Annotated in this window: 25 protein-coding genes; 15 read left to right on the top strand and 10 right to left on the bottom strand. The window is 65.1% G+C overall.

Going from position 1 to position 25,557, the window contains the following annotated elements:
- Positions 1 to 10: 10 nt before the first annotated feature.
- The 5 genes from ACVMIH_RS30110 to ACVMIH_RS30130 all read right to left on the bottom strand — a co-directional run bounded on the left by ACVMIH_RS30110 (position 11) and on the right by ACVMIH_RS30130 (position 6,530).
- The gene (locus tag ACVMIH_RS30110; RefSeq protein ID WP_456864386.1) at positions 11 to 1,483 is read right to left on the bottom strand and encodes an FAD-dependent monooxygenase; all 1,473 of its coding nucleotides are present in this window, start codon (positions 1,481 to 1,483) and stop codon (positions 11 to 13) included.
- Between the two features lie 196 nt (positions 1,484 to 1,679).
- A complete protein-coding gene (locus ACVMIH_RS30115) occupies positions 1,680 to 3,668 on the bottom strand; it encodes a carbohydrate porin (RefSeq protein ID WP_057020180.1) in 1,989 nt (662 codons plus the stop codon).
- A 337-nt stretch (positions 3,669 to 4,005) separates the two neighbouring features.
- Positions 4,006 to 4,218, bottom strand: coding sequence for a hypothetical protein (locus tag ACVMIH_RS30120; RefSeq protein ID WP_057020122.1), 213 nt, complete (start codon positions 4,216 to 4,218; stop codon positions 4,006 to 4,008).
- On the bottom strand, positions 4,215 to 5,858 hold the full coding sequence (locus ACVMIH_RS30125; protein WP_456864388.1) for an NRAMP family divalent metal transporter: 1,644 nt from the start codon (positions 5,856 to 5,858) through the stop codon (positions 4,215 to 4,217). The genes ACVMIH_RS30120 and ACVMIH_RS30125 overlap by 4 nt, the downstream gene beginning before the upstream one ends.
- A gap of 408 nt (positions 5,859 to 6,266) precedes the next feature.
- A complete protein-coding gene (locus tag ACVMIH_RS30130) occupies positions 6,267 to 6,530 on the bottom strand; it encodes a hypothetical protein (RefSeq protein ID WP_057020120.1) in 264 nt (87 codons plus the stop codon).
- A gap of 340 nt (positions 6,531 to 6,870) precedes the next feature.
- Between ACVMIH_RS30130 and ACVMIH_RS30135 the strand changes: the two genes are divergently transcribed.
- Entirely contained in the window at positions 6,871 to 7,140 is a 270-nt protein-coding gene (locus tag ACVMIH_RS30135; RefSeq protein ID WP_057020119.1) for a metal-sensing transcriptional repressor, read from the top strand.
- A 116-nt stretch (positions 7,141 to 7,256) separates the two neighbouring features.
- Here the strand turns inward: ACVMIH_RS30135 and ACVMIH_RS30140 are convergent, their stop codons facing one another.
- Both ACVMIH_RS30140 and ACVMIH_RS30145 read right to left on the bottom strand, forming a co-directional pair.
- Positions 7,257 to 7,526, bottom strand: coding sequence for a hypothetical protein (locus tag ACVMIH_RS30140; RefSeq protein WP_057020179.1), 270 nt, complete (start codon positions 7,524 to 7,526; stop codon positions 7,257 to 7,259).
- Between the two features lie 144 nt (positions 7,527 to 7,670).
- Positions 7,671 to 8,477 carry a creatininase family protein gene (locus ACVMIH_RS30145; protein ID WP_456864390.1) on the bottom strand — a complete coding sequence of 269 codons (807 nt, stop codon included), beginning with the start codon at positions 8,475 to 8,477 and terminating at the stop codon, positions 7,671 to 7,673.
- 144 nt (positions 8,478 to 8,621) lie between these two features.
- Between ACVMIH_RS30145 and ACVMIH_RS30150 the strand changes: the two genes are divergently transcribed.
- From ACVMIH_RS30150 to ACVMIH_RS30195, 10 genes are all read left to right on the top strand, one after another.
- Positions 8,622 to 9,653, top strand: a complete 1,032-nt coding sequence (locus tag ACVMIH_RS30150; RefSeq protein ID WP_316398320.1) for an ABC transporter substrate-binding protein — start codon at positions 8,622 to 8,624, stop codon at positions 9,651 to 9,653.
- A gap of 16 nt (positions 9,654 to 9,669) precedes the next feature.
- Positions 9,670 to 10,473, top strand: a complete 804-nt coding sequence (locus ACVMIH_RS30155) for an ABC transporter ATP-binding protein (protein WP_456864393.1) — start codon at positions 9,670 to 9,672, stop codon at positions 10,471 to 10,473.
- Positions 10,470 to 11,258 carry an ABC transporter permease gene (locus ACVMIH_RS30160; RefSeq protein ID WP_456864395.1) on the top strand — a complete coding sequence of 263 codons (789 nt, stop codon included), beginning with the start codon at positions 10,470 to 10,472 and terminating at the stop codon, positions 11,256 to 11,258. The genes ACVMIH_RS30155 and ACVMIH_RS30160 overlap by 4 nt, the downstream gene beginning before the upstream one ends.
- Positions 11,258 to 12,241, top strand: coding sequence for a 2-hydroxyacid dehydrogenase (locus ACVMIH_RS30165; RefSeq protein WP_092083215.1), 984 nt, complete (start codon positions 11,258 to 11,260; stop codon positions 12,239 to 12,241). Before ACVMIH_RS30160 ends, ACVMIH_RS30165 begins: the two co-directional genes overlap by 1 nt.
- Entirely contained in the window at positions 12,241 to 12,936 is a 696-nt protein-coding gene (locus ACVMIH_RS30170; RefSeq protein WP_456864397.1) for an AprI/Inh family metalloprotease inhibitor, read from the top strand. Before ACVMIH_RS30165 ends, ACVMIH_RS30170 begins: the two co-directional genes overlap by 1 nt.
- A 381-nt stretch (positions 12,937 to 13,317) precedes the next feature.
- Positions 13,318 to 13,713 (top strand): YciI family protein, encoded by a 396-nt coding sequence (locus ACVMIH_RS30175; RefSeq protein ID WP_057020112.1) that lies wholly within the window; start codon positions 13,318 to 13,320, stop codon positions 13,711 to 13,713.
- Positions 13,714 to 13,802: 89 nt separating this feature from the next.
- The gene (locus ACVMIH_RS30180) at positions 13,803 to 15,086 is read left to right on the top strand and encodes an RNA polymerase sigma factor (RefSeq protein WP_456864399.1); all 1,284 of its coding nucleotides are present in this window, start codon (positions 13,803 to 13,805) and stop codon (positions 15,084 to 15,086) included.
- 198 nt (positions 15,087 to 15,284) lie between these two features.
- Complete coding sequence (locus tag ACVMIH_RS30185; RefSeq protein WP_456864401.1) at positions 15,285 to 15,662, top strand: hypothetical protein; 378 nt, start codon at positions 15,285 to 15,287, stop codon at positions 15,660 to 15,662.
- Positions 15,663 to 15,670: 8 nt separating this feature from the next.
- Entirely contained in the window at positions 15,671 to 16,879 is a 1,209-nt protein-coding gene (locus ACVMIH_RS30190; protein ID WP_253605020.1) for a putative zinc-binding metallopeptidase, read from the top strand.
- Positions 16,876 to 17,910, top strand: a complete 1,035-nt coding sequence (locus ACVMIH_RS30195; protein WP_050382451.1) for a D-alanine--D-alanine ligase family protein — start codon at positions 16,876 to 16,878, stop codon at positions 17,908 to 17,910. The genes ACVMIH_RS30190 and ACVMIH_RS30195 overlap by 4 nt, the downstream gene beginning before the upstream one ends.
- A gap of 111 nt (positions 17,911 to 18,021) precedes the next feature.
- On the opposite strand, the gene ACVMIH_RS30200 is transcribed toward ACVMIH_RS30195, so the two are convergent.
- From ACVMIH_RS30200 to ACVMIH_RS30210, 3 genes are all read right to left on the bottom strand, one after another.
- Positions 18,022 to 18,294 carry a hypothetical protein gene (locus tag ACVMIH_RS30200; protein WP_456864403.1) on the bottom strand — a complete coding sequence of 91 codons (273 nt, stop codon included), beginning with the start codon at positions 18,292 to 18,294 and terminating at the stop codon, positions 18,022 to 18,024.
- Between the two features lie 358 nt (positions 18,295 to 18,652).
- Positions 18,653 to 19,279 carry a Crp/Fnr family transcriptional regulator gene (locus ACVMIH_RS30205; protein ID WP_076832668.1) on the bottom strand — a complete coding sequence of 209 codons (627 nt, stop codon included), beginning with the start codon at positions 19,277 to 19,279 and terminating at the stop codon, positions 18,653 to 18,655.
- Positions 19,280 to 19,417: 138 nt separating this feature from the next.
- The gene (locus ACVMIH_RS30210; RefSeq protein ID WP_456864405.1) at positions 19,418 to 20,392 is read right to left on the bottom strand and encodes a lytic transglycosylase domain-containing protein; all 975 of its coding nucleotides are present in this window, start codon (positions 20,390 to 20,392) and stop codon (positions 19,418 to 19,420) included.
- 187 nt (positions 20,393 to 20,579) lie between these two features.
- On the opposite strand from ACVMIH_RS30210, the gene ACVMIH_RS30215 reads away from it, so the two are divergent.
- The 4 genes from ACVMIH_RS30215 to ACVMIH_RS30230 all read left to right on the top strand — a co-directional run bounded on the left by ACVMIH_RS30215 (position 20,580) and on the right by ACVMIH_RS30230 (position 25,360).
- Positions 20,580 to 21,599, top strand: a complete 1,020-nt coding sequence (locus tag ACVMIH_RS30215; RefSeq protein ID WP_456864407.1) for a L,D-transpeptidase family protein — start codon at positions 20,580 to 20,582, stop codon at positions 21,597 to 21,599.
- Positions 21,600 to 21,787: 188 nt separating this feature from the next.
- Positions 21,788 to 22,591: a dienelactone hydrolase family protein gene (locus tag ACVMIH_RS30220; RefSeq protein WP_225163114.1), complete on the top strand. Its 804-nt coding sequence runs from the start codon at positions 21,788 to 21,790 to the stop codon at positions 22,589 to 22,591.
- 212 nt (positions 22,592 to 22,803) lie between these two features.
- Complete coding sequence (locus ACVMIH_RS30225; protein ID WP_456864409.1) at positions 22,804 to 24,468, top strand: thiamine pyrophosphate-binding protein; 1,665 nt, start codon at positions 22,804 to 22,806, stop codon at positions 24,466 to 24,468.
- A 121-nt stretch (positions 24,469 to 24,589) separates the two neighbouring features.
- Positions 24,590 to 25,360, top strand: coding sequence for an SDR family NAD(P)-dependent oxidoreductase (locus tag ACVMIH_RS30230; protein ID WP_076832663.1), 771 nt, complete (start codon positions 24,590 to 24,592; stop codon positions 25,358 to 25,360).
- Positions 25,361 to 25,557: the final 197 nt, after the last annotated feature.

Genomic DNA, 25,557 nt, shown 5'->3' on the forward strand with positions numbered 1-25,557 from the left:
GCTACGCTCATTACGTACCAGCGGACGCGCCGAACCATTTGGTCAGCGCCTCGGTTAGGCCGGCCTGCGTTCGCTCGCCAACCCACGCCACGTAGCCATCGGGCCGCACCAGCACCGCGATCGGGGCCGAAACCGTGCCGTGCGCGGGAAGCTCCCATGCGCCGCGATACTCGGCATCGACCAGCTGAACCCGGTCGGTCCATCCCGCGATGGCGATGCCGCCGGGCTCGCCGAAATTCAGCAGAACCGGCCGTGCCCGCTGCAGCAGCGCGAAGACCTGCGCCGGGCCGTTGGCGGTGACCAGATCGAGATCGGGCATGCGGCGTCCGAGCAGCGGATGGCCGTCGCCAAGATCGTAGTGAAGATCGAGGCCGGACATCATCGCGGCAAAGCATTTGCACGGCACGTCCATGCGCAGAAGGTCGGAGACGATCTCGTTCAACGCCTTGGTGCGCGGATCGGTGCGGTTGAGCGCGACATGCGCCATGGTGTTGCGCAGCACGCGGGCCGCCACCGGATGCCGTTCGGCTTCGTAGGTGTCGAGCAGGCTGTCCGGCGCGATCTGCTTGACCACCTGGGCCAGCTTCCAGCCCAGGTTCACCGCGTCCTGCACGCCGATATTGAGGCCCTGGCCGCCCATCGGTGGATGCACATGGGCGGCATCGCCGGCCAGCAGCACGCGCTGTTTGCGGTAGGTCACGGCCTGCCGGGTCATGTCTGTGAAGCGCGAGATCCAGCCCGGACTGTGGATGCCGAAATCGGTGCCGTACGCGGCGACCAGCGCCTCGCTGACGTCGCGCAGGGTCGGCTCCCGGTCGGTGCCGAGTTGCCGCTCGGCCAGCACCAGCCGCACCCGCCCGCCAGCGTCCGCCTTGCCGATCGCCGAGGTGCCGGTGTCGTGCTGGCGAAAGCCCCATTCCGGCTCGCCCGCCATCTCGGCCTCGGCAATCAGCCAGCTCGTGGTCGGATCCCACCCGGCGAATTCGATGCCGGCCGCTTTGCGGACGAGGCTCCGGCCGCCGTCGCAGCCGACGAGATACTGTGCCCGGAGCAATTGGCCATCCGACAGTTCGACGTCGACGCCGGCGTCGTCCTGCGTGAAGCCGGTCACGTCGCGCGCGCGGATAATCGGCACCGCCAGTTCGCCGACCCATTCGCCGAGCAGGCGCTCGATATGGTTCTGCCGGAGCCCCAGCGTGAAATTGCGCCGGGTCGGAAAGTCGGTGATCTCAAGCGGAACCAGGTGCGAATGGAACAGCACCGCCGGATGGCGCGTTCCCAGCGCGACGAATCGGTCGCCGATGCCGCGCTGATCGAGCACCTCGATGGTGCGCGCGTGCAGGCCGCCGGCCCGCGCGCCGATCAGGTCCTCCCTCGCGCGCCGCTCGACAATCGCAACATCTATTCCCGCCAGCGCCAACTCGCCCGCCAGCATCAGCCCGGTCGGACCTCCGCCGGCAATCACGACAGCATGTTTCCGCATCCCGCACTCCTCCGTTCGATTGGGCGCGCGTTCTACGGGATGACCCCGGGCTTGCGGCAAGCCCGGGGGGGCTACATATATCTGAGTGGGGAGAGGGCGTTTGCTCTATCGAACCAATTCCGAGACATCATTGACAAGAACGGCGCGGCAAATTTGCTGTCGTCCCGGCGAAGGCCGGGACCCAGAGATGGCGCGTTCAGAACTCGCCGTGGATGCGGCCGGAGAAGATGTGCACCGGGCCGCGGTCGGCGTTGTAGGCGGGGTTGGTGATGAACTGATAGTCCGCGGTCAGCGTCAGGTTCTTGTTCACCTGATAGGCGTAGTAGGTCTCGAAGATCCGCTCCGGGCTGTAGTTCAGCGCGCCGTCGCCGATCAGCAGGCCGAGGCCGCCGGCGGCAAGGTAGTCGCGATGCGCTGATGACAGCCCGTTGATCGCGCCGCCGATGCCGATCGTGTCGTTCGCCCGTCCCCACCTGCTGCCCTTGATCGACAGGCCGCCCGACACGCTGCGATCGACATCGGTGAACGACAGGATCTCGGTCCGGCCGTCGTTCCAGCTGAGGCGGCCGAACAGGCCGACATCCTTTGCGATCTGCTGCTCGCCGTTCAGATAGAAGCCGTATTTCAGATTGTCCTTGCGGATGCCGGCCATCACGTCGTTGATGTCGAGCCCCGGATTGGCGTCCTCGATCGCGAGCGCCTGGGCGTAATTGCCGGTGTTGCCGCGGTTGCCGAACACGCCGACGCGCAGCTTGCCGGGCTGGTCGAAGATCGAATAGCGGCCCTCGAATTCCACCACGGCGCCGCCGGTGTTGAACACCAGAACGTCGCTGTTCGGCGCGTTCGGCACCTGGAACACGCCGGCGCGCACCGCCCAATCCTTGCGGTTGAGCTCGACCACGGCGCCGCGGGTGTAGCCGGGCAAGTCGGCCGGGAAGTCGTAGGCGGCGGACGCCCACATCGCCCAGTTCATGAAATCGGCGCGCGGGTCCTTGGCGTAGGAATTGCCGTCGAAGAAATCGCCGACCGCAAAGCGCCCGACCACGAGCGTGAGGCGATCGATGTCACGCTTGCCGGCGATCTGGTTCGGGCCGTCGGCGACGTCTTCCTGCTCGCCGCCGAAGCCGAAGGTCTGCTTGAAGTAGTAGCGCTGCGGCCGGATTTTCGGGAACGGCGCGCCGGCCTTCTGGGCTTCGCCGTTCGAGAAGCCGGCAAGGCCGAGCGTGCCGTTGAGGCCAAAGCCCTGCGCGGTTTCCGGGTTGAAGTAGAACTCGCCGCCTTCCCAGAGCCGCACGCCGAGAAACGCCGTCGTGGTCCAGGTCTGCTGCAACTGCCCCGCGCCGGGAAGGCTGTTGGTGCCGGCATAGGGCGAGCGGAAGGACGGATAGGTCTGCGGCAGCAGCGTCGTCTGGCCGTGCACGCTCCAGTCGCTCGATTCGGGCAGCGCGGTGCGCGTCGGCGTTGCCGACCATGGCGAGTCGCCAAGCTGATAGTTGAGGCCCAATTTCAGCAAATGGATGCGCGGGTCGATGCTGACGCCGGGCAGGCCGAAATCATTGAGGCCGAGCGTGCGGCGCGACAGGTCGACATAGTCGTATTCGACCTTGGCGGTCCAATTGCCGCTCACCGCGAATTCGGCGCCGGCGCCGACGGTCCAGCCGGTCTGGTACTGGCCGGGCTCCGAGATCACCTCGCCCGCGGCGTCGTTGACCCGAACCTGGCTGTGGCCCCAGGCGAAGCCGCCGGTCACGTAAGGCATCCAGGTGCCGAAAGAGTAGCCGGCGCGGCCGCGCAGCGTGCCGACATAGTCGATCGACGAATTGAAGGGGCCGAGCACCCGCCGCGGCAGGTCGGTCGGGCCGGTGAAGGTCGCATCCGCCTCGATGCCGAGCACGAAGCGGTTGGCGAATTCCCTGTTGTATCCGACCTGGAAGCCGCCGATCCCGCCGGTGATGGTGGGCGGAAAGAACACGCCCTGTTCCAGGATCGGATTGGTGCCGGGGCCCAGCGTGCCGTCGCCATAGCCGACATGGGCGCCGACATAGAATCCGGTCCAGCTGTAGACCGCCCTGGCGGCGGGGGATTTGAGCGCCAGATCGGCCGCGGTCGCCGGCGCGCCGAAGGTTGCCGCACCGAGCGCTGCGCCGGCGGCGATCTGGACCCGGAAGAGGCGGACGCAGGTCATGACGCGGCTTTCCGCGAACGAGTGGCGGTTTCGCCCGGCATCACTGCAGATTTGGCGGCCGCTTGCCACCCGAGATTTGAAATCATCGCCCGCCGTCCCCGGTCCGATCTGTGTCGTCCCATCCAAAGCCAGATCAGCACCTAGCATCCCCTGTCGCTTATTGCAAATAATTCGCAATAGCAACTGAGGTGCACCCAATACCGTTCCGATTTGCACGCCACCGTGACAGTCACGTAACAGCGCGAGGCGGCAGGCCACATCGACGGCGATCGGCTGCGTGTCCGTGGCAAACCGGTCGCGACCCGACCGTTCAATCGATGCCGCCATTGTTCTCGTCCTATGTGTTGATGAGTGCCGGCTGCGATGCCCTGCCGAGCACGACCCGCGCGCCGGCCCGTTCGATACATCGCGCCAGCGACAGCGCCGTCCGCAGCCCGGCGTTTGAGATTGTGCGTTTCCGGTGGAGCGCGGCCGCGCCGCGCAGGATGGCGCTCGCCAGCCTGAGCAGCACGATCGCGCCCCATCGCCGGCCGCGACTGAGCGCGGTCACGCTCCCACCGTGGCGAGCTGGACGATCCGCAGCAGCACGAGGCCGGCGGCGACGACAAGATAGCCGCGCAGCACGATCATCCAGATCCGGCTCAGCGGGCTGAGCCGCGCCGGCGGCCGCCGGTCGAGCGGCGGCATCCGCCAGCTGTCGCGGTCGACCAGCGAGGGCTTGCGCTTGAAGCGGAAGGACGCGTTGCGGCGCGACGACGTCCCGTAGAACTTGACGGCTGCCGTGATCGCGAGCGCAAGCACGCTGCCGCCGACGAGGATGCCGATGATCCACGTCTCGCCGAGATGGGGGAACAGCACCGCGGCGGTCAGGATCACCGACAGCATCACCAGCCCCGCGACCACCGCGCCGGTGAACAGGTTGAGTTTGGTCGAATTGACCCAGGGCCCGAGGATGTGGCGATCGTTGCACAGCAGCAGCAGGAACACGGTCGCGCTCGGCAACAGCACGCCGGCCAGCGTCTGCACCGCGTTGGTCAATAGTCCGAGCGGCGTGCCCGGCGTCAGCACCAGCACCGCCGCGAGCACGATCAGGCCGCAATAGACGCTGTAGAAGCCCTTCGCGTCCCACGGCTTGCGGTGCAGCGAGTGCTTGACCGCGAACACGTCGCCGATCGCATAAGCGGTCGCGAGGGAGACTGCCGCAGCACCGATGATGCAGGCATCGAGCAGCGCAAGGGCGAACAGCACCGCCGGCAGCCGGCCGGCATATGTCTCGAGGCCGACCGCGGTCCCCAGCGCGTCCGTGTAATTGCCGAATTCGGGCTTTCCTGCGAACACTGCCGCGCAGAACGAGATCATCGCCACCGCGCCGACCACGACCAGCACGATGCCGATGCATAGATCCATCCGTTCATAGCGGATGAAACGCGGCGTGATCCGCTTGTCGACGATGTAGCTCTGCTGGAAGAACAATTGCCACGGCGCCACCGTGGTACCGACGATGGCGACGATCAGCAGCATCACCTCACTGAGCTTGGCGTCCTGCGGCATCTTCGGCACGAAGAAGTCGGAGGCGATCTGCCCGACCGGCGGATGCACCATCAGGATCACGGGTACCAGCAGCAGGCTGCCTGCGACCAGCGCGATGCCGAAGCGTTCGAAGCGGCGGAAGTCGCCAGTCGAGACCGCCAGCATCACGATAACAGCCGAGGCCAACCCGCCCCAGAACTGCGAGACGCCGAGAAAATGAAGTGCAAACGTGATGCCGATGAACTCGGTGACAATGGTCAGCGCGTTCAATACCAGGAGGTCGATGACGCTGAAGGCACCCCAGAACTTGCCGAAGCGCTCGAAGATCAGCCGCGCATGGCCGACCCCGGTGACGGCGCCGAGCCGCACCACCATCTCCTGGTTGACGTAGAGCACCGGGATCAGCAGCAGAAGCGTCCACAGCAGCGTGGTGCCGTAATTCTGTCCGGCCTGGGTATAGGTGCCGAACGCGCCGGCGTCGTTGTCGCCGACCATCACGATCAGGCCGGGGCCGACGATCGCCAGCAATGTCTTCAGCCGGGCCAGCAAGGTCGCGCGCGGCGCGGTGTCGTCGCGAGCGATGCTGCCGAGCGCGCCGTGGATGTCGCCGGCATGCGCGCTGTCGAGAATGGCGGTTTGTGTGGTCTTGCTTTCGGTCATTTCGCGTCTCCTCGCCGCCTTTCGGCACGGCGGGAGGGACGCAGGCGTCGTCAGGCGCGCACGTCTCCGCTGCCGTGAGCAGCGGCATTTCCAGATGTGATGCAGATCGAGAATCCCGTTGCCGCGCCTGAATGCCGCGCAACGGGGCAACTAGGTCCTTCGTCCATGTCGGCCTCCTAAACCAAGACAACTACTTCCGACCGAGCAGCGGGCGCCGCTTCACCTCGCCCCGCGTGCGGGGAGAGGTCGGATCGCATCATCAGATGCGATCCGGGTGAGGGGAGTTTTCGCGAACTCAGCTATTACCGTGTGCGCGGAGGCGGCCCCTCACCCCAACCCTCTCCCCGCAAGAACGGGGAGAGGGGAGCGGCCAGCACTGTCGTTATCAAGCCCGCCCTCACGGTCGGCCTAAGCGCACAGCCGTGGCTTCGCTGCGGCGCGTCGCTGCTGATCGAGATCACCGCCGCTGTCGTCGACGATCCAACGGCATTCCAGGCGGCCGTCGATCAGGACCCAATGACAGGCCGGGGTTGGACGCCGGCGGCGGCCCGCCAGGCGGCGAAAGCCCGGCAGGTTGTCATTGCAATGAATGGCGGCCGGCGGCGGCATGCGCCGCGGCTCGACAACGCGCCGCGGGCTTGCTTGCCGGAATTTTGCGAGCTTTTCGAACATCGCTCACCTCCACTTCCGCTGGTCGCGGCAGGCCGGTGAGGAGCAGTGGTCAGCTTGGGCGCGACCACCCGTCCACGCAGGCGAGATCTGCGCGATCAGTCTTGCTGTGTTGCGGCGTCACCAGTCCCGGCATCGCCGGACTACTGTCGCCTGAGTTGCTACTGCCCATGTGCCTTCTGTGCTGGCTCGTGGATCGACTTGTCTCCGGAGATAGAACCCCCGGCGCGGAACGAACGTTCCGATCATCGGGCACTACGCCCGCGACAATGGCCTGTCAAGCCGATTCCGCTATCCTCCGGGGAGGATCACGGTTATCCTCCGGGGAGGATAGGAGAGCCAGATGTCCGACGACCATCCGCACGCTGCGATCGCCAGGCGCCTGAAGCGCGCCAACGGCCATCTCGACACCATCGTCGAGATGATCGAGCAGGGCCGGCCCTGTGCGCAGATCGCCCAGCAATTGCAGGCGGTGGAGAGCGCGATCGAGAGCGCCAAGAAGGCGCTGATCCACGATCACATCGGGCACAGCCTCGAGGACACGCTGAAGGCATCGGGGCCGAAAGGGCGAGCCGTGCTACGCGATTTCAGACTGGTCGCGAAGTATCTGTGATTGCCGCGTTCAAGAATTGACCCGCCCGGGGGGATCACCGGACGGGTCGGTTGCGGCACGGGGTGGATGAGGACCCGTGCCGAACACAGGATCCGCAACCCTGGGAATTGCGTCGATCAGTAGGAGCAGCTGCGCACGCGGCCGATGTAATTGCCGTAGGCGTCGAACTGGCGCACCCAGCCGCAGCGCCGATAGCCACCGCCGTAGTAATAGCCGTCGCTGGCCGCGATTGCGCTGCCGACAACGGCGGCGCCGACGAGACCTGCGCCAACGCCCCAGCCCCAGCCATAGGGCTTCGCTTCAGCCTGCGACGTCGTGGACGCGATGGTGCCGGTCACGGCGAGCGCGGTGAGGGCGAGGGCGGCGAACTTGGTCTTGATCGACATGGAATACTCCATCCTGTGTGGGCGGCGCCGGTGTGGTCCGCATGCCCGTTGGACGGAGGCTGTCCGGTTCCGGTTCGAAGATCGGGGCGGAAATATGGTTTCGCGAATTGTTTCGTCGCGCTTGTCAGGACGAAGCAATCGTGGTCATTTGCCGCGAAATACGCTGGGATCGAACCTGTCGACATCGGCGAGCAGCTCGCAGAACGCACGCGCGCCGTGCTCGATCAGCTTCTCGCCCTTCTCGGCCGAGGCCTTGGTCGCATCGCCGATCGCGCCGCTCGGATTGAGGTCCTGCGCCTGCCAGGCGAACGGCGCCGGCCGCTGCGTCGACAGAAAGCGATGATCCTTCTCGATCCGCACGCTGGCCGGCTTGAAGTCCGCGACCGCATCCTTGCGCACGGCGTGCGGATATTTCGCCAGCATGATCGAGGTCTCGACTGCGCCGCCATGGATGCCGTGGCGCAGTTCGCCGGCGTCGAACAGCCCGTCGGGCGCGCCGAAGCGCGACCAGCTCGTGGTTACCACCAGCATCTGATGGTGCGCGCGCAGATCCTGCGCCACCAGCTGCATCGCGGCGGAATTGCCGCCATGGCTGGTCACGATCACGAGCTTCCTGACGCCTGCGCGCGCCACGCTCTCGCCGAGCGCCATCCAGCTCTTCAGCGCCACGTTGGTCGGCAAGGTCAAGGTACCCGGAAAATCGATGTGCTCGGTTGAGATGCCGACCGGCTGCAACGGCAGGAACGTGGCGGGAGTGGGCGCCGGCAGCAACTCTCGCACCCGCGAAAGATAGGCCTCGCCGATCATGACGTCGGTTCCGAGCGGCAGATGCGGCCCGTGCTGCTCGGTCGCGGCCAGCGGCAGCACCGCAATCCAGCGCGCGGCCGTATCCCTGGCGATATCGGGCCAGTGGATGGCGGTCCAGTCGCGGGGCGGAAGCTGAGAAGTCATCAAGCCGGTCGTTTCAATACAAGCGTTTCACGGGATGGATTTGCAGGCTAGTTTGTTTAACATCATAACGGGTTCGCGTCTCCGGGCGCGGTCCACGTCTTCCCGCCTTCCATCATGGGCCATAATGATCGACGGAGTCCAACCATGATCCCGGCCTTTTTGCTGCGAGCGTTAACCACAAGCCTTCTGACCGCCGCGCTTTGCGTTGCCGCGGCGCTTGCCCCCGCGCGGGCCCAGACCTTGGACAAGGTCTCGTTCGGCACCAATTGGGTCGCCGAGGGCGAGCATGGCGGGTTCTTCCAGGCGCTCGCCGACGGCACCTACAAGAAATACGGCCTCGACGTCACCATCGTGCCCGGCGGTCCCAACGAGAACAACCGCATGCTGCTGATCGCGGGCAAGCTCGACTTCTTCATGAGCGCGAACTCGCTGCAGACCTTCGACGCCGTCACCAACAACGTGCCGCTGGTCGCCGTCGCCGCCATGTTCCAGAAGGACCCCCAGGTCTTCCTGACCCATCCCGAGGTCAAGGCCACGAAGATCGAGGATCTGAAGCCGCTCACGCTTTTGATTTCGAAGGAGGGCATCACCAGCTACTTCCAGTGGCTGAAGTCCGAATATGGCTTCGACGAGAACAAGGTGAAGCCCTACACCTTCAACCCGCAGCCTTTCATCGTGAACAAGCAGACCGCGATGCAGGGCTACGTCACCTCGGAGCCCTTCGCGGTCGAGAAAGCCGCCGGCTTCAGGCCGAACGTGCTGCTGCTCGCCGATTACGGCTTCAACTCCTACTCGACGCTGATCGAGACCCGCCGCGACCTGGTCGACAAGAAGCCTGACCTCGTGCAGCGTTTCGTCGATGCCTCGATCGTCGGCTGGTACCACTACGTCTACGGTGACAACTCGGCCGGCAATGCGATGATCAAGAAGCTCAATCCCGACATGAACGACGAGCTGCTCTCCTATTGCGTCGCCAAGATGCGCGAGCACGGCATCGTCGATTCCGGCGATTCCATCAAGAACGGCATCGGCGCCATGACCGACGAGCGGATGGCGAGCTTCTTCGACAAGATGGTGCGGGCCGGCGTGGTCAAGAGCGCCATCGACTATCGCCAGGGCTACACGCTGCGCTTCGTCAACAAGGCGGTCGGCGCCGAGCTCCGGCCGAAGAACTGACGGGTGCGGACGGGCGATGGCGGAGCCTGCGTTGTCTGGATCTGATGCAGCGTCGGCCGTGCGCCTGCGCGGCGTCAGCAAGACCTATGACAGCGGCGTGAGGGCACTCGGGCCGCTCGACCTCGACGTGAGGCATGGCGAGTTCGTCTCGCTACTCGGGCCCTCCGGTTGCGGCAAGTCCACCGCGCTGCGGCTCATTGCAGGTCTCGCTACGCCAAGCGCCGGCACGGTCGAGGTCTCGCATCATGGCGCGGCGCAGCGCGGCAGCCACCGCATCGGCTTCGTATTTCAGGAGCCGACCCTGATGCCGTGGGCTACCGTGCGCGACAATGTCCGCCTGCCGCTGAAGCTTGCCCGGCTGCCTGCGACCGACGCCGATGCGCGCATCGATGCGGCGCTGGATCAGGTCGGGCTTGTGGAGTTCGCGACGGCCTATCCGCGCGAATTGTCCGGCGGCATGAAGATGCGGGTGTCGCTGGCGCGCGCGTTGGTCACCGATCCGGATGTCCTCTTGATGGACGAGCCGTTCGCGGCGCTCGACGAGATCACGCGGTTTCGCCTCAACAACGACCTGCTGTCGCTGTGGCGCACCCTGCACAAGACCGTCATCTTCGTGACGCACTCCGTGTTCGAGTCGGTCTATCTTTCCGAGCGCGTGATCGTGATGACCGCGCGCCCGGGCCGGATCGGCGCCGAGTTTCGCATCACCTCGCCGGAACCGCGCGGCGAGGAGTTCCGCACCTCGGCCGAATACGCCGCGTTCTGCCGCGAGGTCTCCAGCGCGTTGGCGCCATCCTATGCAGGGCAGGCGGGCGCATGAAATCTCCGCAAGACCTCGTCCGTTTTCTGCTGCCGCTTGCGGTGTTCGCCGCTGGCCTCCTGCTCTGGGAAGCCATCGTCCGCGGCTATGGCATCCAACCTTACGTGCTGCCGAGCCCGCTATTGGTGCTGAAGACGCTGGTTGCGGACTGGCCTATCCTGTCGCAATCGCTCGGCGTCACGCTGCTGACCACGCTCGAAGGCTTCGTTGCCGCGGCAGTCGGCGGCATCGTGCTGGCGCTATTGTTCAACCAGTCGAAATCGCTGGAGTATTCGCTGTTTCCCTATGCGGTGGTGCTGCAGGTCACGCCCGTTATCGCGATCGCGCCGCTGCTCCTGATCTATCTGCAGCAGCAGACCGCGGTGATCGTCTGCGCCTGGATCGTGGCGTTCTTTCCGGTGCTGTCGAACACGACGCTCGGCCTCAATTCGGTGGATCGCAACCTCGCCGGATTGTTTCAACTTTATGGCGCCTCACAGCTGCAGACGCTGCTGTTCCTGAAGCTGCCGGCGGCGCTGCCCTATATCCTCGGCGGTCTGCGCATCGCCGGCGGGCTGTCGCTGATCGGCGCCGTGGTCGCGGAGATCGCGGCGGGCAGCGCCGGCGCCGGCTCGGGCCTCGCCTTCCGGATCGCTGAATCAGGCTACCGGCTGAATATTCCCCGCATGTTCGCAGCACTTCTGCTGCTATCGCTGGCCGGGATTGTCATTTATGGGTTGCTGGCGCTAGTTTCGCATTTGTTGTTGCGGCGTTGGCATGAAAGCGCGTTAGGAAAGGACAGTTGATGGCCCCGATTTCTTCCGAAAAGATCGATCTGTTGATCTATGGACCGATCCGGCCAATCCTCGAAAACGGCTTTCCCGATCAATACGTGCTGCACCGTGCCGAGAGCCGCGGCGACCTCGAGCGGCTGACGCCCGATACGCTGGCCAAGATCCGCGGCATCGCCGTCACCTATCACACGATGGCGACCGACAAGACCGCGCTGGCGATGTTTCCGAAGCTCGAGATCGTCGGCAGCTTCGGCGTCGGCTACGACCACGTCGATTCTGCCTATGCGCGCGATCACAATATCGTGGTCACCAATACGCCCGACGTACTGACCGAGGAGGTCGCCGATGTCGCGATGGGCCTGTTGATCGCGACGTTGCGCGAATTCGTCAAGGCCGACCGCTACGTGCGCTCCGGCCTGTGGCAGACCCAGAATTATCCGCTCAGCGTCGGCTCGCTGCGCGACCGCAAGATCGGCATCGTCGGCATGGGCCGGATCGGCCAGGCGATCGGGCGCCGGCTCGATGCGTCGCGGGTGCCGGTGTCCTATCACTCGCGCAATCCGTCCAAGGACGTCTCCTACAAGCACTATCCCGATCTGATCGAGATGGCGAAGGCGGTCGACACCTTGATCGTCATCGTGCCGGGCGGCGCCTCGACGGCGAAGATGATCAATGCCGACGTCTTGAAGGCGCTCGGTCCCCGCGGCGTGCTGATCAATGTCGCGCGCGGCTCGGTGGTCGACGAGCCGGCGCTGGTCGCGGCGCTGAAGTCCGGCACCATCCTGGCCGCCGGTCTCGACGTGTTCGCGGCCGAGCCGAACGTGCCCGACGAATTGAAGGCGATGCAGAACGTCGTGCTGCTGCCGCATATCGGCTCGGCCTCGGTGGTGACGCGCAACGCGATGGACCAGCTCGTGGTCGACAACATCAAGAACTGGTTCGCCGGCAAGCCGCCGCTGACGCCGGTTGCCGAAACGCCGGTCAAGGATCGCTGATGTTGTTGTCCCGCTTCAATGCCGTGCTGTGTCTGCTGCTGGCCGCGTGCGGTCCGGCAGCGGCGCAGGACGTCACGACGTTGAAGAAGGACATGATCGGGCAGTGGGAGCTCGCCACCACCGAGCGCAGCAAGACCTGCGTCGTGACGCTGAAGGGCGATACGGCGCCGCAAGGCTTCAAGCTCGAGCTCGAGCCCGCCTGCGCCGCCGCGCTGCCCTTCACCAAGGACATCACCGGCTGGAGCATCAAGGGCCTCGGCGACATCGTGCGGCTGCACAATGCCGCCGGCGAGACCGTGATCGATTTCACCGAGGTCGAAACCGGCATCTTCGAAGGCATGCGCACCAACGAGGGCGTCTACATCCTGCAAAACCTTGCCGCGGCGCGCTCGCTCGCCAAATCGATGGACCAGATGATCGGCGACTGGTCGATGGTGCGCGGCAACGGCCAGGCGATCTGCACGCTGGTGCTGACCAACACCGACGCCGGCAACGACAATTTCCAGGTGTTCCTGAAGGGCAAATGCGATCCCGCGGTCGCTTCCTTCAACCCGACCATGTGGCGGCTCGATCACGGCCAGATGATCCTGATGTCGGCCAAAGGCGAGACCTGGCAGTTCGAGGCCGACGACAACGCCCAGTGGCGCCGTGTCCCGGACAGCGCCGATCCGCTGATCATGCTGCGGGAGCAGTAGGTCGGGGCTGGCTTCGTAGCCCGCATGAGCGCAAGCGATATGCGGGATTTCGCCGGTGCATTCCCCGGGTATCGCTTCGCTCACCCGGCTACGGGATTGCCACAAGCTCCGTGTCGTCCGCGCCTAGTGCGCAATTGCGCACGGGAGCAGGGACCCATAGCCACGATGCCGGTTGGTTTTGCGCGGCTGTGGCCATGGCTCGCTTCAGCAACTCAACCCAGTGGTTATGGGACCCTGCTTTCGCAGGGACGCCAAGGATTTGCTTCTGCCCGAAAAAAATTCCCTTTCCCATGTCGATTCACCCCCTCCCGGATCGTCGTTCCCATAGCGAGCCGGTCTTGCGGCGATCATCGCCGCGTCTCGCCCAACAGGAGTTTTCCGATGCGCTTCATGTATATCGTCACCTCCGCGCAGCCCCCGGGCCCGCCGACGCCCGCTCTGATGGAGGCGATGGGCAGGCTTGCCGAGCGGGAAATCAAGGCGGGCCGCATGATCGACACCGGCGGGCTGTTGCCGGTAGCGATGGGCGCCCAGGTCCGCATCACCGACGGCAAGCTCAACGTCGTCGACGGGCCCTTCGTCGAGACCAAGGAGATGATCGGCGGCTACGCGATCTTCGAGCTCCGCAACAAGGAAGAGGCGGTCGCCGCCGCCGTCGAGTTCATGCAGCTGCACAAGGAGCATATGCCGGGCTGGGAGGGAACCTGTGAGGTCCGTCCGTTCGCCACCCCGGGCGCCGACGGCGGCTGTCAGGTCGATGTGTCCGCCTGCGCCTGATGCGCCGCGCGAACAGGGCGTTCGCAAGCGAAGTGGACGCCGGCTCGCGTGAAGAAAACGCGTCAGGACGAGAATCCAGGTCGGCGGCGATGACGGCCGCCGACATCCAGGCCACGATCCTTGCGGTGTGGCGCATCGAGCAGCCGCGGCTGATCACCAGCCTGTCGCGGATGCTGCGCGACGTGCCGCTCGCCGAGGACCTGACCCAGGAAGCGCTGGTCGCCGCGCTCGAGCATTGGCCGGCCGATGGCGTGCCGGAAAAGCCCGGTGCCTGGCTGATGGCGACGGCCAAACGCCGCGCGCTCGACCATCTGCGCCGCAATCGCATGCTGACCGAGAAGCACGGCATGATCGCGCACGACCTGGCGCGGGAGCAGGAGACCATGCCCGACTTCGATGCCGCGCTCGACGACGATATCGGTGACGAATTGCTGCGGCTGATCTTCACCGCCTGCCATCCGCGCCTGTCGCGGGAGGCGCGCGCCGCGCTGGCGCTTCGGATGATCTGCGGCCTCACCACCGAGGAGATCGCGCGCGCTTTCCTGCAGGCGGAGGCGACCATCGCCCAGCGCATCGTGCGCGCCAAGCGCACGTTGTCGGAGTCAGGCCTTGCCTACGAGACGCCGCGTGGCGAGGAGCTGTCCGAGCGGCTCGCCTCCGTGCTCGAGGTCGTCTACCTCATCTTCAACGAGGGCTATACCGCGGCAAGCGGCGACGAATGGCTGCGGCCGCAGCTCTGCAACGAGGCGCTGCGCATGGGCCGCGTGCTGACCTCGATCGCACCATCGGAGCCGGAGGCGCACGGCCTGCTGGCGCTGATGGAGTTCAACGCCTCGCGGATGGCGGCGCGCACCGATGCGTCCGGTGAGCCGATCCTGCTGATGGACCAGAACCGTGCGCGGTGGGATCGCCTGCAGATCCGCCGCGGGCAGCTCGCGCTGGCGCGTGCCCGCGAGCTCGGCGGCGCCGGCGGCTTCTATGTGCTGCAGGCCGCGATCGCCGCCTGCCACGCCGAAGCCGGAACACCGGACGCGACCGACTGGCGCCGCATCGCCGCGCTGTACGGCGATCTCGCCGCGCTCTTGGATTCACCCGTGATCGAGCTCAACCGCGCAGTTGCGATCGGCATGGCCGAGGGGCCGCTTGCCGCGCTCGCGATCGTCGATGGCCTCACCGATGAGCCGGCGCTGAAATCCTATCATCTGCTGCCGAGCGTGCGCGGCGATCTGCTGAATAAGCTGAGCCGTTTCGCGGAGGCGCATGCCGCGTTCGAGGCCGCCGCCGCATTAGCCGGCAATTCGCGCGAGCGCGAGTTCCTCAAGCGGCGCGCCGCAATCGCTGCGCGTGCCGCGCAGGATCATGGCTGCCGCTGACGGCTCCGCGATTCCGGCGGAGCGAAACCATGTAGCCCGCATGAGCGAAGCGACATGCGGGTCTTTGCCACGAGCGACCCCGGGTGTCGCTTCGCTCACCCGGGCTTCACAAGGTTCCTGCGGGTCGTCGTGTCCGCGATTTCGACTCAAACCTGCGGCATGCTCGGACGAAATTCTCTCGGACCGGGAACTGCCACCATGACGAAGCCATCCGTGCTGGCGATCGGCCTCGACCCTACCTTCGTCGATCTGTCCGTCATGCCGCAGTTCACGCCCGAACTGGTACGTAGCTATCTCGACGCGCAGATCGAGTGCCTGCGGACGCTCGGCTACGACGTCGAGAGCTGCCTGATCGACCTCGGCGATACGGCGGAAGCCGTGACGGCGGCGGCCCTCAACGCGCGCCGCTACGACTGCGTCGTGATCGGTGCCGGGCTGCGCAAGCCGCCGGAGCGGCTCTTGCTGTTCGAGACGATCCTCAATCTGGTGCACCGGCTCGCCCCCGATGCCGCCATCTGCTTCAACACCAGGCCAGCCGACACCGCCGCTGCCGTGCAACGCTGGGTCAAGCCTTAGGACGCCAGATGAGCGTCGCCTTGAGCCGGCGAATCGGGCTCGGCGCGCTGCCCGCCGCCCAAGGCGGACACTCGGGCCGGCCCGATGCCGGCATTGGCCGGAGGCTCGCCGCGAAGGCCCGGCGGTTGTTGCCGGCGGCAACCTATGACACCATCCAGAGTCCGATTTGCTTTAGACTTTGGAAGCCTATGCCGCGCCGCAAATTTGCCTGGGAAAAGCTGACGGACGAGCAGTTGCTCGCGCAACCGCTCAATCGTCTGAGGGTTGCCGTCGAGGGCACCTGGCTCGCCGATTGTGTGAATACGCTCTATGAGGAGCTCGAGGAGCGCGGCATCCGGTTGCGGCCGCACACATGGATCTCGAGCGAATGGTTCAGCCCGGCAGATGTGCCCGGCATCGCCATCCCGTTCTACCTCGCCCATCCCCGCCTGATGAAGCTCGAGAAGAAGATGATGCTCGACGTCGAGGGCGCCTCGTGGTCCGAGTGCATGGCGATTCTCCGCCACGAGGCGGGGCATGCCGTGCAGCACGGCTACCAGCTGCAGCGCCGCCGGCGCTGGCAGCAGCTGTTCGGCCCGTCGTCGCAGCACTATCCGCGCTACTACCGGCCCAATCCGGCCAGCCGCAATTATGTCCAGCATCTTCGGCTCTGGTACGCGCAGAGCCATCCGGATGAGGACTTCGCCGAGACCTTCGCGGTGTGGCTGCGGCCGCGCTCGAACTGGCGGACGCGCTATGCCGGCTGGCCCGCGCTGAAGAAGCTCGAATATGTCGACGAGCTGATGGGCGAGATCGCCGGCAAGCGGCCGCTGCTCCCGACGCGCGAGCGGGTCGATCCGCTGCATACGCTCAAGCAAACGCTCGCCGAGCACTACAGGAAGAAGCAGGCATTCTACGCCTTCACGCCGCCGAAGACCTACGACCGCGATCTCTCCAAGCTGTTCTCCGCCGATCCGCGGCATTATCGGCGTCCGCCGGCCGCGGCCTTCATCAGGCGGCACCGCGCCCAGATCAGGCAGCTGGTGGCGCGGTGGACCGGCGAGAACCAGTTGACGCTCGATGCCGTGCTCGATGATATGATCTCGCGCTGCCGCGAGCTCAATCTGCGTGCCGTCGGCCCCGAGCAGAAGCTCGTGACAAACTTCACCATTCTGCTGACCGCCAAGACCATGCACGCGCTGTTCGGCCCGTCGCGCCGGAAATGGATCGCGCTATGAAACAGCTTCGCATTCTGGTGCTGATGCACCCGGATTGTGTGCCGCCCGACTCCAGCGATGGATACAGCGCGCGGGAGATCAACGAGTGGAAGACGGAATACGACGTCGTCAGCACCCTGCGCGCGGCCGGCCATGAGGTTCGTCCGCTCGGCGTGCAGGAGGAAATCAAGCCGGTGCGCGACGAGATCGAGGGCTTCAAGCCGCACGTCGTGTTCACGCTGCTGGAGGAGTTTCACTACGACGTCGTGTACGACCAGCACATCGCGAGCTATCTCGAGCTGATGAAGATCGCCTATACCGGGTGCAATCCGCGCGGCCTGATCCTGGCGCGCGGCAAGGATCTGTCCAAGACGCTGGTGCACCATCGCCGGATCCCGGTGCCGGCCTTCGCCGTGTTTCCGATGCGCCGCAAGGTCAAGCGGCCGCCGCGTCTCGAGCTGCCGCTGATCGTCAAGAGCCTGAGCAGCGATGGATCGCTGGGTATCTCGCAGGCGTCGATCGTCGATACCGACGAGAAGCTCGCGGAGCGCGTCGCCTTCATCCATGAGCGGATCGGAACGGCCGCGATCGCCGAGCAGTTCATCGAGGGACGCGAGCTCTATGTCGGCGTGCTCGGCAACAACCGGCTGCGGGTGCTGCCGGTGTGGGAACTGAAATTCGGCAGCATGGGCGGCCCCGCCGCGCGCCAGATCGCCACCGAAAAGGTCAAGCACGATACCAGCTATCAGGAGCGGGTCGGGATTGTCGACGGCCCGGCCGAGGATCTCACGCCGGAGCTATCCGCCCATATCCAACGGCTGGCGAAGCGCATCTACCGGACGCTGGGGCTCGATGGCTATGCGCGCATCGACTTCCGCCTGTCCACCAATGGCGTTCCGTATTTCATCGAAGCCAATCCCAACCCCGAAATCGCCAAGAGCCAGGAGTTCGCGACGGCCGCCGGGCATGACGGGCTGGACTATCCGGATCTCCTGCAGCGCATCGTGACGCTCGGAATAAGCCGCGCCAAGGCCGGCGCGTCGCTGGGCTGACCCGAGGCCGCTAGATCATGATGCGTTTCCACAGAATCGCATCATGATCTCATCTCCTTGTTTGAGCATGATCTTTTCGGAAAACCGGTTTCCACTTTTCCGGATCATGCTCTAAAGGCTGCGCTGCATCGGATGGCGTCGCGCATCCTTGGGAATGAACATCGCAAACGTTTCCCTAACGCGCGCGGCCGGCGTCACTGTGCCGGCAGCCGCGGACACTGGGGCCGCCGTCGTATGAAACGCGTCCGGTTCCGGCCAGCGCCGTGCAAGGATTTCGTTTACCGAAACCGGCATGGCGAGCCCATCACTGTGGCAGCTGTCGTAGACGTACAAACCGGCAAGAAAAATCGATACGACAACAAGGATCGTCCTGAAAATCGGCATTGTGCTTGCGCCTTCTTGATTGAGGCGAACAATGCCCGGTGACGGTGAACCGCGCGTTTAGGGCCGAGGCCGATCGGCCGATACGGTTCCCAACTCATGAATGGGCTTGCGTAAACGGCCCGCTTACCAATGCCTTCAAGGTTGCGGCAACCAGCTTTCCTCACCGGCGGGAAAGAAGTCTCTGGCATTGAAAGACCAACAACAAGACTGAGGAGGCACCATGTTCGTCGCCATTCGAGTCATGATCCTGATCGCCAGTGCATACGCCGGCTCGGCCGTTGCAGAGATGCAGTTTGCGCCGCTGCCGAGCCTTGCGGCGTCGTCCGCGCCGTAGCGCCGGCAAGCGAGGCGGCGCACCTTACGCCGGACTGGGCGCCACCTCGCCGACCCCGATTGCGCGAGCTGCGTTTTCCGTCATCCTCGTCGCCGTCAGGCGCAGGAAATACAGCGACAGTCCCGGGTTGCGCTCGCACAGCTTCCTCAGTGCGCTGTCGCTGATCCAGAGCAGATCTACATCGGTCGCGGCTTGAGCGGTTTGCGTGCGGCGGCGCTCGAGCGAAAACAGCCCGATCTCGCCGAACAGTTCACCCGCCGATACCCCGCGATCGATCTCGGGAAACCTGACCTCGCCGGACACGACCATGTACAGCAGGTCGGCGTCGTCGCCCTTCCGGAAGATCGTTTCTCCCGCCTTGAGATGCTTCGGCTGCATGAACGGCTGCAGCCAGTTCGGAGAAAGGTCCGTCGCTGCAGCACGCTTCGCTTTCCGAAGCAGCCGAACCATCTGGAACAGCAACACCACGTTCAGGGGCAGCAGAATGATATGCAGGATGAGCACCGGGTAGATCCGGTCGCCCAATCCATAGCTGATGAATGCCAGATTGCTGAATATCGCGACAGCGCGCAGGCTCAACATCGTACTCATGCAGAACGTCAGCAACACAAGCGCCGACGCCAGATAACCCAAACCATCGATCAACGTCATGACAACGCCCACTGGGAAATGAAAATTGCAAGCAAACCGATCTGAAAACGACCGGCAACATACACCAGTGCGCTCAGTTTCCTGAGCGGAAATATCGCCGGCCCACGCTTGCGGCGGTGCACGCGTCGTGACGCGGCCTCAGCTCGACGAACGCGCGCGCGAGGCGACGTGAATGGCGCGGGTCTTGCCGGATTTCGTTTTGGCTGCGGCGACGGTCGGGCGCGCCTTGCCGAGCCGGGCCGCGCCCGGCGAGCTCTTCCCGAGCACGAGTGCGAGCCGCTTGCGCGCGCGGCCGGCGACCGACCTTGCCGCCTCTCGCGCGGCCTCGGCCTTGCGGATGATCGTCGTCACCGCGGATGCCGGCGACGCCGCCACGAAGGCGACATCCTTCGCCTTCGAGAGGCCGCCTATGCCTTCGCACGGCGCTTCGCTCGGCAAGTCGATGCGGATGGCGAGCGTGTCGGCACGCTCGATCCAGTCCTCCGCCTTGGTGCCGGTGATGATCCGGACATAGTCGCGGGTCTCGCGCGGCAGCTCGCTCTGCCTGGCGAGCCATTTCTGGACGCGGCCGCTGCCGGCATTGTAGGCGGCCGCCGCGAGGCCGAGATTGCCGAAATCGTCGCGCAGCTTGCGCAGCAGCTTTGCGGATGCCGGCAACGCCTGCAGCGGATCGAAGGGGTCGTCGAGCCCGACTTCGGCCGCCGTCTCCGGCATGAACTGCGCAACGCCCTGCGCACCGGCATGGCTGATTTCGTTCGAGCGAAAGCGGCTCTCCTGCCAGATCAGCCGCGCAAAGAACGCAACGGGGATTTCGCTCGCCTGCGCCGCGTCCTTCAGGCTGTGGCAGAATTTGTCGATCGCGGACAGCTGCGGCTCGGCCGCGGCATCGCTCGGCTGCGCCGCAGGCGCGGGCGTCTTGTCCGCGTCCGTCGCAGCGGGCGCCTCGCTGGCATCAGCGCTTTCGATAAAGCGCGCGGCAAACGGAACGGCGTCGGATGTCGCGTCGCGCGAGAATGTCGGGGCTTGAGTTGAGGCGTTGATCGAGCCGGGCGAACGATCGAAATCGAGCATCAAGACAAGAAACGCGGCAAGCGCCGCGATGACAAATCGCATTTGCTTCCAGAGACATGAATTGTGATGTGAGTTGCGCGCAAATGCACTTCGGATCACGACTTTTTAGCGGGTCGATTGCGGCGAAGCCGCGAAATCAGCTGTTCCGCCGTGGAACTTCGCCGCTGTTCGCATTGGAACTTCGACGCTTTCCGTAGCTTTACGGAAGATGATCACGTTGGGATGCACGATGTTCCGACCGTTTTCCGTTGCACGTTTTGCGATTGCACTTTTGCTTGTGTCGGCCGCGCCGGCGGTGGCCGCGGGTCTTGATGCGGCCGCGATCAACGACGTGGCGGCGCCGCCGGCAAAATTGCCGGACCGTGGTCAGCTCAACGCCTTCGTTGCCAGGCTCGAGATCCTGCTCGACCGCGCGCATTTTTCTCCCGGCGAGATCGACGGCAAGCTGGGCGACAACGCGCAGAAGGCGCTCCGGGCGTTTGCCGACGCGAATGGATTGTCCTTCGACAAGGCGGTGACGCCGGAGCTCTGGAGCGGGCTCACAACCGCCAGCGAGGGGCCTGCGATCGTCAGCTACACGATCGTCGACGCCGACGTGAAGGGGCCGTTCGCGAAGAGGATCCCCGCGAGGATGGAGAGCATGAAGAGCCTGCCGGCGCTGGGCTATACCAGTCCGCGCGAAGCGCTCGCCGAAAAATTCCACATGAGCGAGGCGCTGCTTCAGGCGCTCAATCCGGGACAGAAGTTCGACAAGGCCGGCGAGACCATTGCGGTTGCCAACGTCGTCGACGCCGGAAAACCGCCGCAGGTCGCGCGCATCGAGGTCGACAAGACGAGGCAGGCGCTCAGCACGTTCGATGCAGCAGGTAAGCTGCTCGGCTTCTATCCTGCGACCGTCGGCAGCGCGGAGAAGCCGACGCCGAGCGGAACGCTCAAGGTGACGGCGATCAACAAGAACCCGACCTATCGCTACAATCCGAAATACGCGTTCAAGGGCGTCAGATCGAAGACGCCGTTCACGATCAGGCCCGGTCCGAACAACCCGGTCGGTGTGGTCTGGATCAACCTCTCGGGCGAAGGCTACGGCATTCACGGCACGCCCGATCCCGGCAAGGTCTCCAAGGCGGAGTCCCACGGCTGCGTCCGGCTCACCAACTGGGACGCGCAGCGCGTCGCGGCCGGTGTCGCGAAGGGCACCCCGGTTGCGTTCATCGATAGCGCGACAAGCTCAGCAACGGCGACGCGCTGACCTTGACGCAACATCGTTCACAGATCAGCAACCGACAGAAATGTTGGCGCGCTCGGCCGCGGGCCAGACGCCCGCGCGCTCGGGAGATGATGCGCAGCCGGCGAGCGAAGCGGCTCCGCTTTCCAAGCCTAGCGCAGGATTCGCTGGTATGCCAATGTCGCGTCGTGCCAAACCCGCAGGAGGTCAGCATGCGAACGATCATAACGAACATAGTGGGAGCACTCTGCGCCATCGCGATGGTCGCGAGCGCACACGCAGCGGTCAAGGAAGAGCCGGTCACCTATACCGACGGCGAGACCACGATGAAGGGCTTCGTCGTCTATGACGACGCGACCCAGGCCAAGCGGCCCGGCATCGTCATGGTGCACGAATGGTGGGGCATCACCCCGCATATCCATAACGAGGCGCGGAAGTTCGCGGAGCAGGGCTACGTGGCCTTCATCGCGGATATGTACGGCGACGCCAAGACTGCCGACAACCCGAAGGATGCCGGCGCGCTCTCGGGCTCGGTGATGAAGAACCCGAAGGTGATGGAGCAGCGCTTCAATGCCGCGCGCGAGCAACTCGCCAAGCAGGCCTCGGTCAATCCGCAGCGGATCGGCGCCGTCGGTTACTGCTTCGGCGGCGCGGTGGTGCTGAACATGGCGCGCACTGGCGCCGATCTTGCCGCCGTCGCGGGCTTCCACGCCTCGCTCGGTCTCAATACCCCCGCACCGGCGCCGGGCACCGTCAAGGCGAAAATCCTGATCCTGAACGGCGCGGACGACCCGTTCGTGAAGCGCGAGCAGTATGATGCGCTGAAGAAGGATTTCGACGCCGCGAAGGCCGATTACCGCATCGTCGAGTATCCCGGCGCGGTTCACGCGTTCACCAACCCCGAAGCCACCGAGCTCGGCAAGAAGTTCAATTTGCCGCTCAGATACGACGCCAAGGCCGATCAGGAATCCAAGGCCGAAGCCGCAAAGCTGTTTGCCGCCAACCTCAAGAAATAGGCGAAAGGGCCACCCAGACGGTGGCCCTTTTCATTCGTGGCTGCTTTGGCCGCGGAAGTGGCAGGGCCGCGGCCTCGCTGGCGCGGCTGCGCCTTGAAGCCATGCGGAAGACGCAGCCGGGCGCGCGGATGCTGGCCGTCTCGCACGGTTGCCACGGGGCGCTCCCCGGCCGATGATGCGCAAAACGGATCAGAACAATCGAGAGGGAGCGAATGCGCGGGCGCCGTGTGCTGATGGAATCGTTCGTGTCGCACGGCGTGCGTCATATCTTCGGCAATCCTGGCACGACCGAAACGCCACTGCTCGACAGCCTGCCCGCATTTCCGCAACTCGAATACATCATGGCGCTGCATGAAGGTGTCGCGGTCAGCGCCGCCAGCTTCTACGCGCAGGCGTCGGGGCGTGTCACGGTCGCGAACCTGCACGTCGCTCCCGGCCTCGGCAACGGCATCGGCTCGCTGTACGGCGCGCTGAAGGCGGGTTCGCCCGTGGTCGTGACGGCCGGCCAGCAGGATACGCGAATGCGGCTGAAGAATCCGCTGCTCGGCCATGACCTCGTCGCGATGGCGGCGCCGGTGACCAAGTGGAGCGTGCAGATCGAGCGCGCCGACGAGATCGCGCCGATCATGCGCCGCGCGTTCAAGGTGGCGACCGATGCGCCGCAGGGGCCGGTGTTCGTGTCGCTGCCGATCGACGTCATGGAACAGGAGACCGCGGTCGATGCTCTGGCGCCGGACAATTTGTGGCGCTCGCCGCGCCCCGATCCGGCCGGCATCGAAGCGTTTGTCGCGCTGCTTCTGAAGTCGAAAAAGCCGGCCATCATCGCTGGCGACGACGTGGCACGATCGGGCGGCGAGCAGGCGTTGGTGGCGCTCACGGAAGCGATCGGCGCCACCGTGTGGTTCGAGGGGCTCCGCCATCACGCGCCGTTCCCGACCAGCCATCCGAGCTATCGTCAGTCGCTTCCGGGCGACGCAAGGCAGGTGCGCAAGGCGCTCGGTGACGCCGATCTCGTGCTGCTGATCGGCGGCCCGTTCTTTGAGGACATCTGGTTTGCGCCTGGTGGCCACATCCCTGACGGCGCGTCCGTGCTGCAGATCGAAGCCTCGGCCGAGCGCCTCGCGCTCAACAACCGGCTCGATGCCGGCATCGTCGGCGACATCGCCGTCAGCGTCGGTGTCTTGTCGGAAGCGGTGCGTGCAAAGGCGGGCGAGGAGTTCAGGCAGGCCGCGCAGAACCGCAATGCCGCGCTGGCCGAATTGCAGGCGAAGGAGAAGGAGGCTTATCGCGCGCGGGTCGAGAAAAGCCGGGACCGCCAGCCGACCGCGATGCCGCGTGTCACCGCGGAGCTTCGTCGCGGCCTGCCCGATGATGTCGTCATCGTTGATGAAAGCATCACGGCGAGCCTCGATCTCGCGCGCGCCTTCGACTATCGCGGCTTCGGCGATTATTTCGGCGGCCGCGGCGGCGGCATCGGCCAGGGCCTCGCCGGGGCGATCGGCGTCAAGGTCGCGATGCCGGATCGTCCGGTGGTCGCGATCTCCGGCGACGGCTCGGCGATGTACGCGATCCAGGCGCTGTGGACCGCCGCGCACCACAGGCTTGCGATCGTGTTCGTGGTGCTGGCCAACCGCGAGTACCGCATCCTCAAGCACAATGTGGACGTCTGGCGCCAGAACTTTGAGGCCGGTACCCAGCATCCCTATCAGAACATGGACATCACCGGCCCCGCGCTCGACTTCGTGCATCTCGCGGCCGGCATGGGCGTCGAGGCGGTCAGGGTCGAGAAGGCCGACGACATTGCCGGTGCCGTCGCAAAGGCTGTCGCGGCGCAGCGGCCGTACCTCGTCGAGATCGCAATCGAAGGCAAGCGCTAGAACATGATCCGGAAAAGTGCGAAGCGGTTTTTCGACAAGAACATGCTCAAACAAAGAGCTCATGCGCATTAATGATTCAGCCCAATTTCATCGTACTCTCATCGCGCTCGAGGAGTTTCTCATGGCAGGCATTCTGGACGGCAAGGCCGCATTGGTGACGGGCGGCGGCTCCGGCATCGGCCGGGCGACGGCAATTGCCATGGCGCGTGAAGGCGCGCGCGTGGCGGTGTCGGACCTCTCGAAGGACGGCATCGAGGAGACGGTCGCGCTGATCAATGCCGCCGGCGGCCAGTCGATCGCGATCCAGGGCGACGTCACCGACGAGGCCGACGTCGCGAACATGGTGGCCCGCACGGTTTCGGCGTTCGGGCGCATCGATTGTGCGTTCAACAATGCCGGCGTTGCCGGGCGCTCCGTCGGCCCGCCCGGCCAGCGCATTCATGAACTCACGCAAGCCTCGGTGGCCAAGATGTTTTCGGTGAACCTGATGGGCGTGTTCCTGTGCCTGAAATACGAGGTCGCGCAAATGCTGAAGCAAGGCGGCGGCGGCGCCATCGTCAACACGGCCTCGATCGCAGGCCTGGTCGGTCTCGCCACGTCGGGCCACTATGTCGCGACCAAGCACGGTGTCGTCGGGCTGACCAAGTCCGCCGCGATCGAATATGCCCAGGACGGCATCCGCGTGAATTGCGTCAATCCCGGATACATCAAGACGCCGATGACAAAGGAGACGATGGATGAACGCTACGACGAGATCATCGCCAAGGTGCCGGTCCGTCGCCTGGGCGTGCCCGAGGAAATCGCCGAAGCCGTGGTCTGGATGTGCTCGGACAAGGCGTCGTTCATGACCGGCGCATCGCACGTGGTCGACGGCGGCTACAGCGCCGCCTGATCTTCCGAAGGGCCTTTGTTTACGTTGGTGGCCCGGTTGTACAAGCATTCGATCATCGCGGCATGATGGCGGCGTTGATCTTCGTGGCCTCGGTGCTCTTGCTGCGAGTGATGCATCTCGGGCAATATGGCGCTTGGCAACGAAGAGCTTCGAGATTTGGTGTTCAAACTCAATCGCATTGTCGGTTTCATCATTCT

It is taken from the genome of Bradyrhizobium sp. USDA 4503 (genome assembly GCF_054055815.1).

Bases quoted from the DNA above. Each gene is read 5' to 3' on its own strand.
- ACVMIH_RS30110 (WP_456864386.1), bottom strand. From the start codon at position 1,483: ATGCGGAAACATGCTGTCGTGATTGCCGGCGGAGGTCCGACCGGGCTG.
- ACVMIH_RS30115 (WP_057020180.1), bottom strand. From the start codon at position 3,668: ATGACCTGCGTCCGCCTCTTCCGGGTCCAGATCGCCGCCGGCGCAGCG.
- ACVMIH_RS30125 (WP_456864388.1), bottom strand. From the start codon at position 5,858: ATGACCGAAAGCAAGACCACACAAACCGCCATTCTCGACAGCGCGCAT.
- ACVMIH_RS30130 (WP_057020120.1), bottom strand. From the start codon at position 6,530: ATGTTCGAAAAGCTCGCAAAATTCCGGCAAGCAAGCCCGCGGCGCGTT.
- ACVMIH_RS30135 (WP_057020119.1), top strand. From the start codon at position 6,871: ATGTCCGACGACCATCCGCACGCTGCGATCGCCAGGCGCCTGAAGCGC.
- ACVMIH_RS30140 (WP_057020179.1), bottom strand. From the start codon at position 7,526: ATGTCGATCAAGACCAAGTTCGCCGCCCTCGCCCTCACCGCGCTCGCC.
- ACVMIH_RS30145 (WP_456864390.1), bottom strand. From the start codon at position 8,477: ATGACTTCTCAGCTTCCGCCCCGCGACTGGACCGCCATCCACTGGCCC.
- ACVMIH_RS30150 (WP_316398320.1), top strand. From the start codon at position 8,622: ATGATCCCGGCCTTTTTGCTGCGAGCGTTAACCACAAGCCTTCTGACC.
- ACVMIH_RS30155 (WP_456864393.1), top strand. From the start codon at position 9,670: ATGGCGGAGCCTGCGTTGTCTGGATCTGATGCAGCGTCGGCCGTGCGC.
- ACVMIH_RS30160 (WP_456864395.1), top strand. From the start codon at position 10,470: ATGAAATCTCCGCAAGACCTCGTCCGTTTTCTGCTGCCGCTTGCGGTG.
- ACVMIH_RS30165 (WP_092083215.1), top strand. From the start codon at position 11,258: ATGGCCCCGATTTCTTCCGAAAAGATCGATCTGTTGATCTATGGACCG.
- ACVMIH_RS30170 (WP_456864397.1), top strand. From the start codon at position 12,241: ATGTTGTTGTCCCGCTTCAATGCCGTGCTGTGTCTGCTGCTGGCCGCG.
- ACVMIH_RS30175 (WP_057020112.1), top strand. From the start codon at position 13,318: ATGCGCTTCATGTATATCGTCACCTCCGCGCAGCCCCCGGGCCCGCCG.
- ACVMIH_RS30180 (WP_456864399.1), top strand. From the start codon at position 13,803: ATGACGGCCGCCGACATCCAGGCCACGATCCTTGCGGTGTGGCGCATC.
- ACVMIH_RS30185 (WP_456864401.1), top strand. From the start codon at position 15,285: ATGACGAAGCCATCCGTGCTGGCGATCGGCCTCGACCCTACCTTCGTC.
- ACVMIH_RS30190 (WP_253605020.1), top strand. From the start codon at position 15,671: ATGAGCGTCGCCTTGAGCCGGCGAATCGGGCTCGGCGCGCTGCCCGCC.
- ACVMIH_RS30195 (WP_050382451.1), top strand. From the start codon at position 16,876: ATGAAACAGCTTCGCATTCTGGTGCTGATGCACCCGGATTGTGTGCCG.
- ACVMIH_RS30200 (WP_456864403.1), bottom strand. From the start codon at position 18,294: ATGCCGATTTTCAGGACGATCCTTGTTGTCGTATCGATTTTTCTTGCC.
- ACVMIH_RS30205 (WP_076832668.1), bottom strand. From the start codon at position 19,279: ATGACGTTGATCGATGGTTTGGGTTATCTGGCGTCGGCGCTTGTGTTG.
- ACVMIH_RS30210 (WP_456864405.1), bottom strand. From the start codon at position 20,392: ATGCGATTTGTCATCGCGGCGCTTGCCGCGTTTCTTGTCTTGATGCTC.
- ACVMIH_RS30215 (WP_456864407.1), top strand. From the start codon at position 20,580: ATGTTCCGACCGTTTTCCGTTGCACGTTTTGCGATTGCACTTTTGCTT.
- ACVMIH_RS30220 (WP_225163114.1), top strand. From the start codon at position 21,788: ATGCGAACGATCATAACGAACATAGTGGGAGCACTCTGCGCCATCGCG.
- ACVMIH_RS30225 (WP_456864409.1), top strand. From the start codon at position 22,804: ATGCGCGGGCGCCGTGTGCTGATGGAATCGTTCGTGTCGCACGGCGTG.
- ACVMIH_RS30230 (WP_076832663.1), top strand. From the start codon at position 24,590: ATGGCAGGCATTCTGGACGGCAAGGCCGCATTGGTGACGGGCGGCGGC.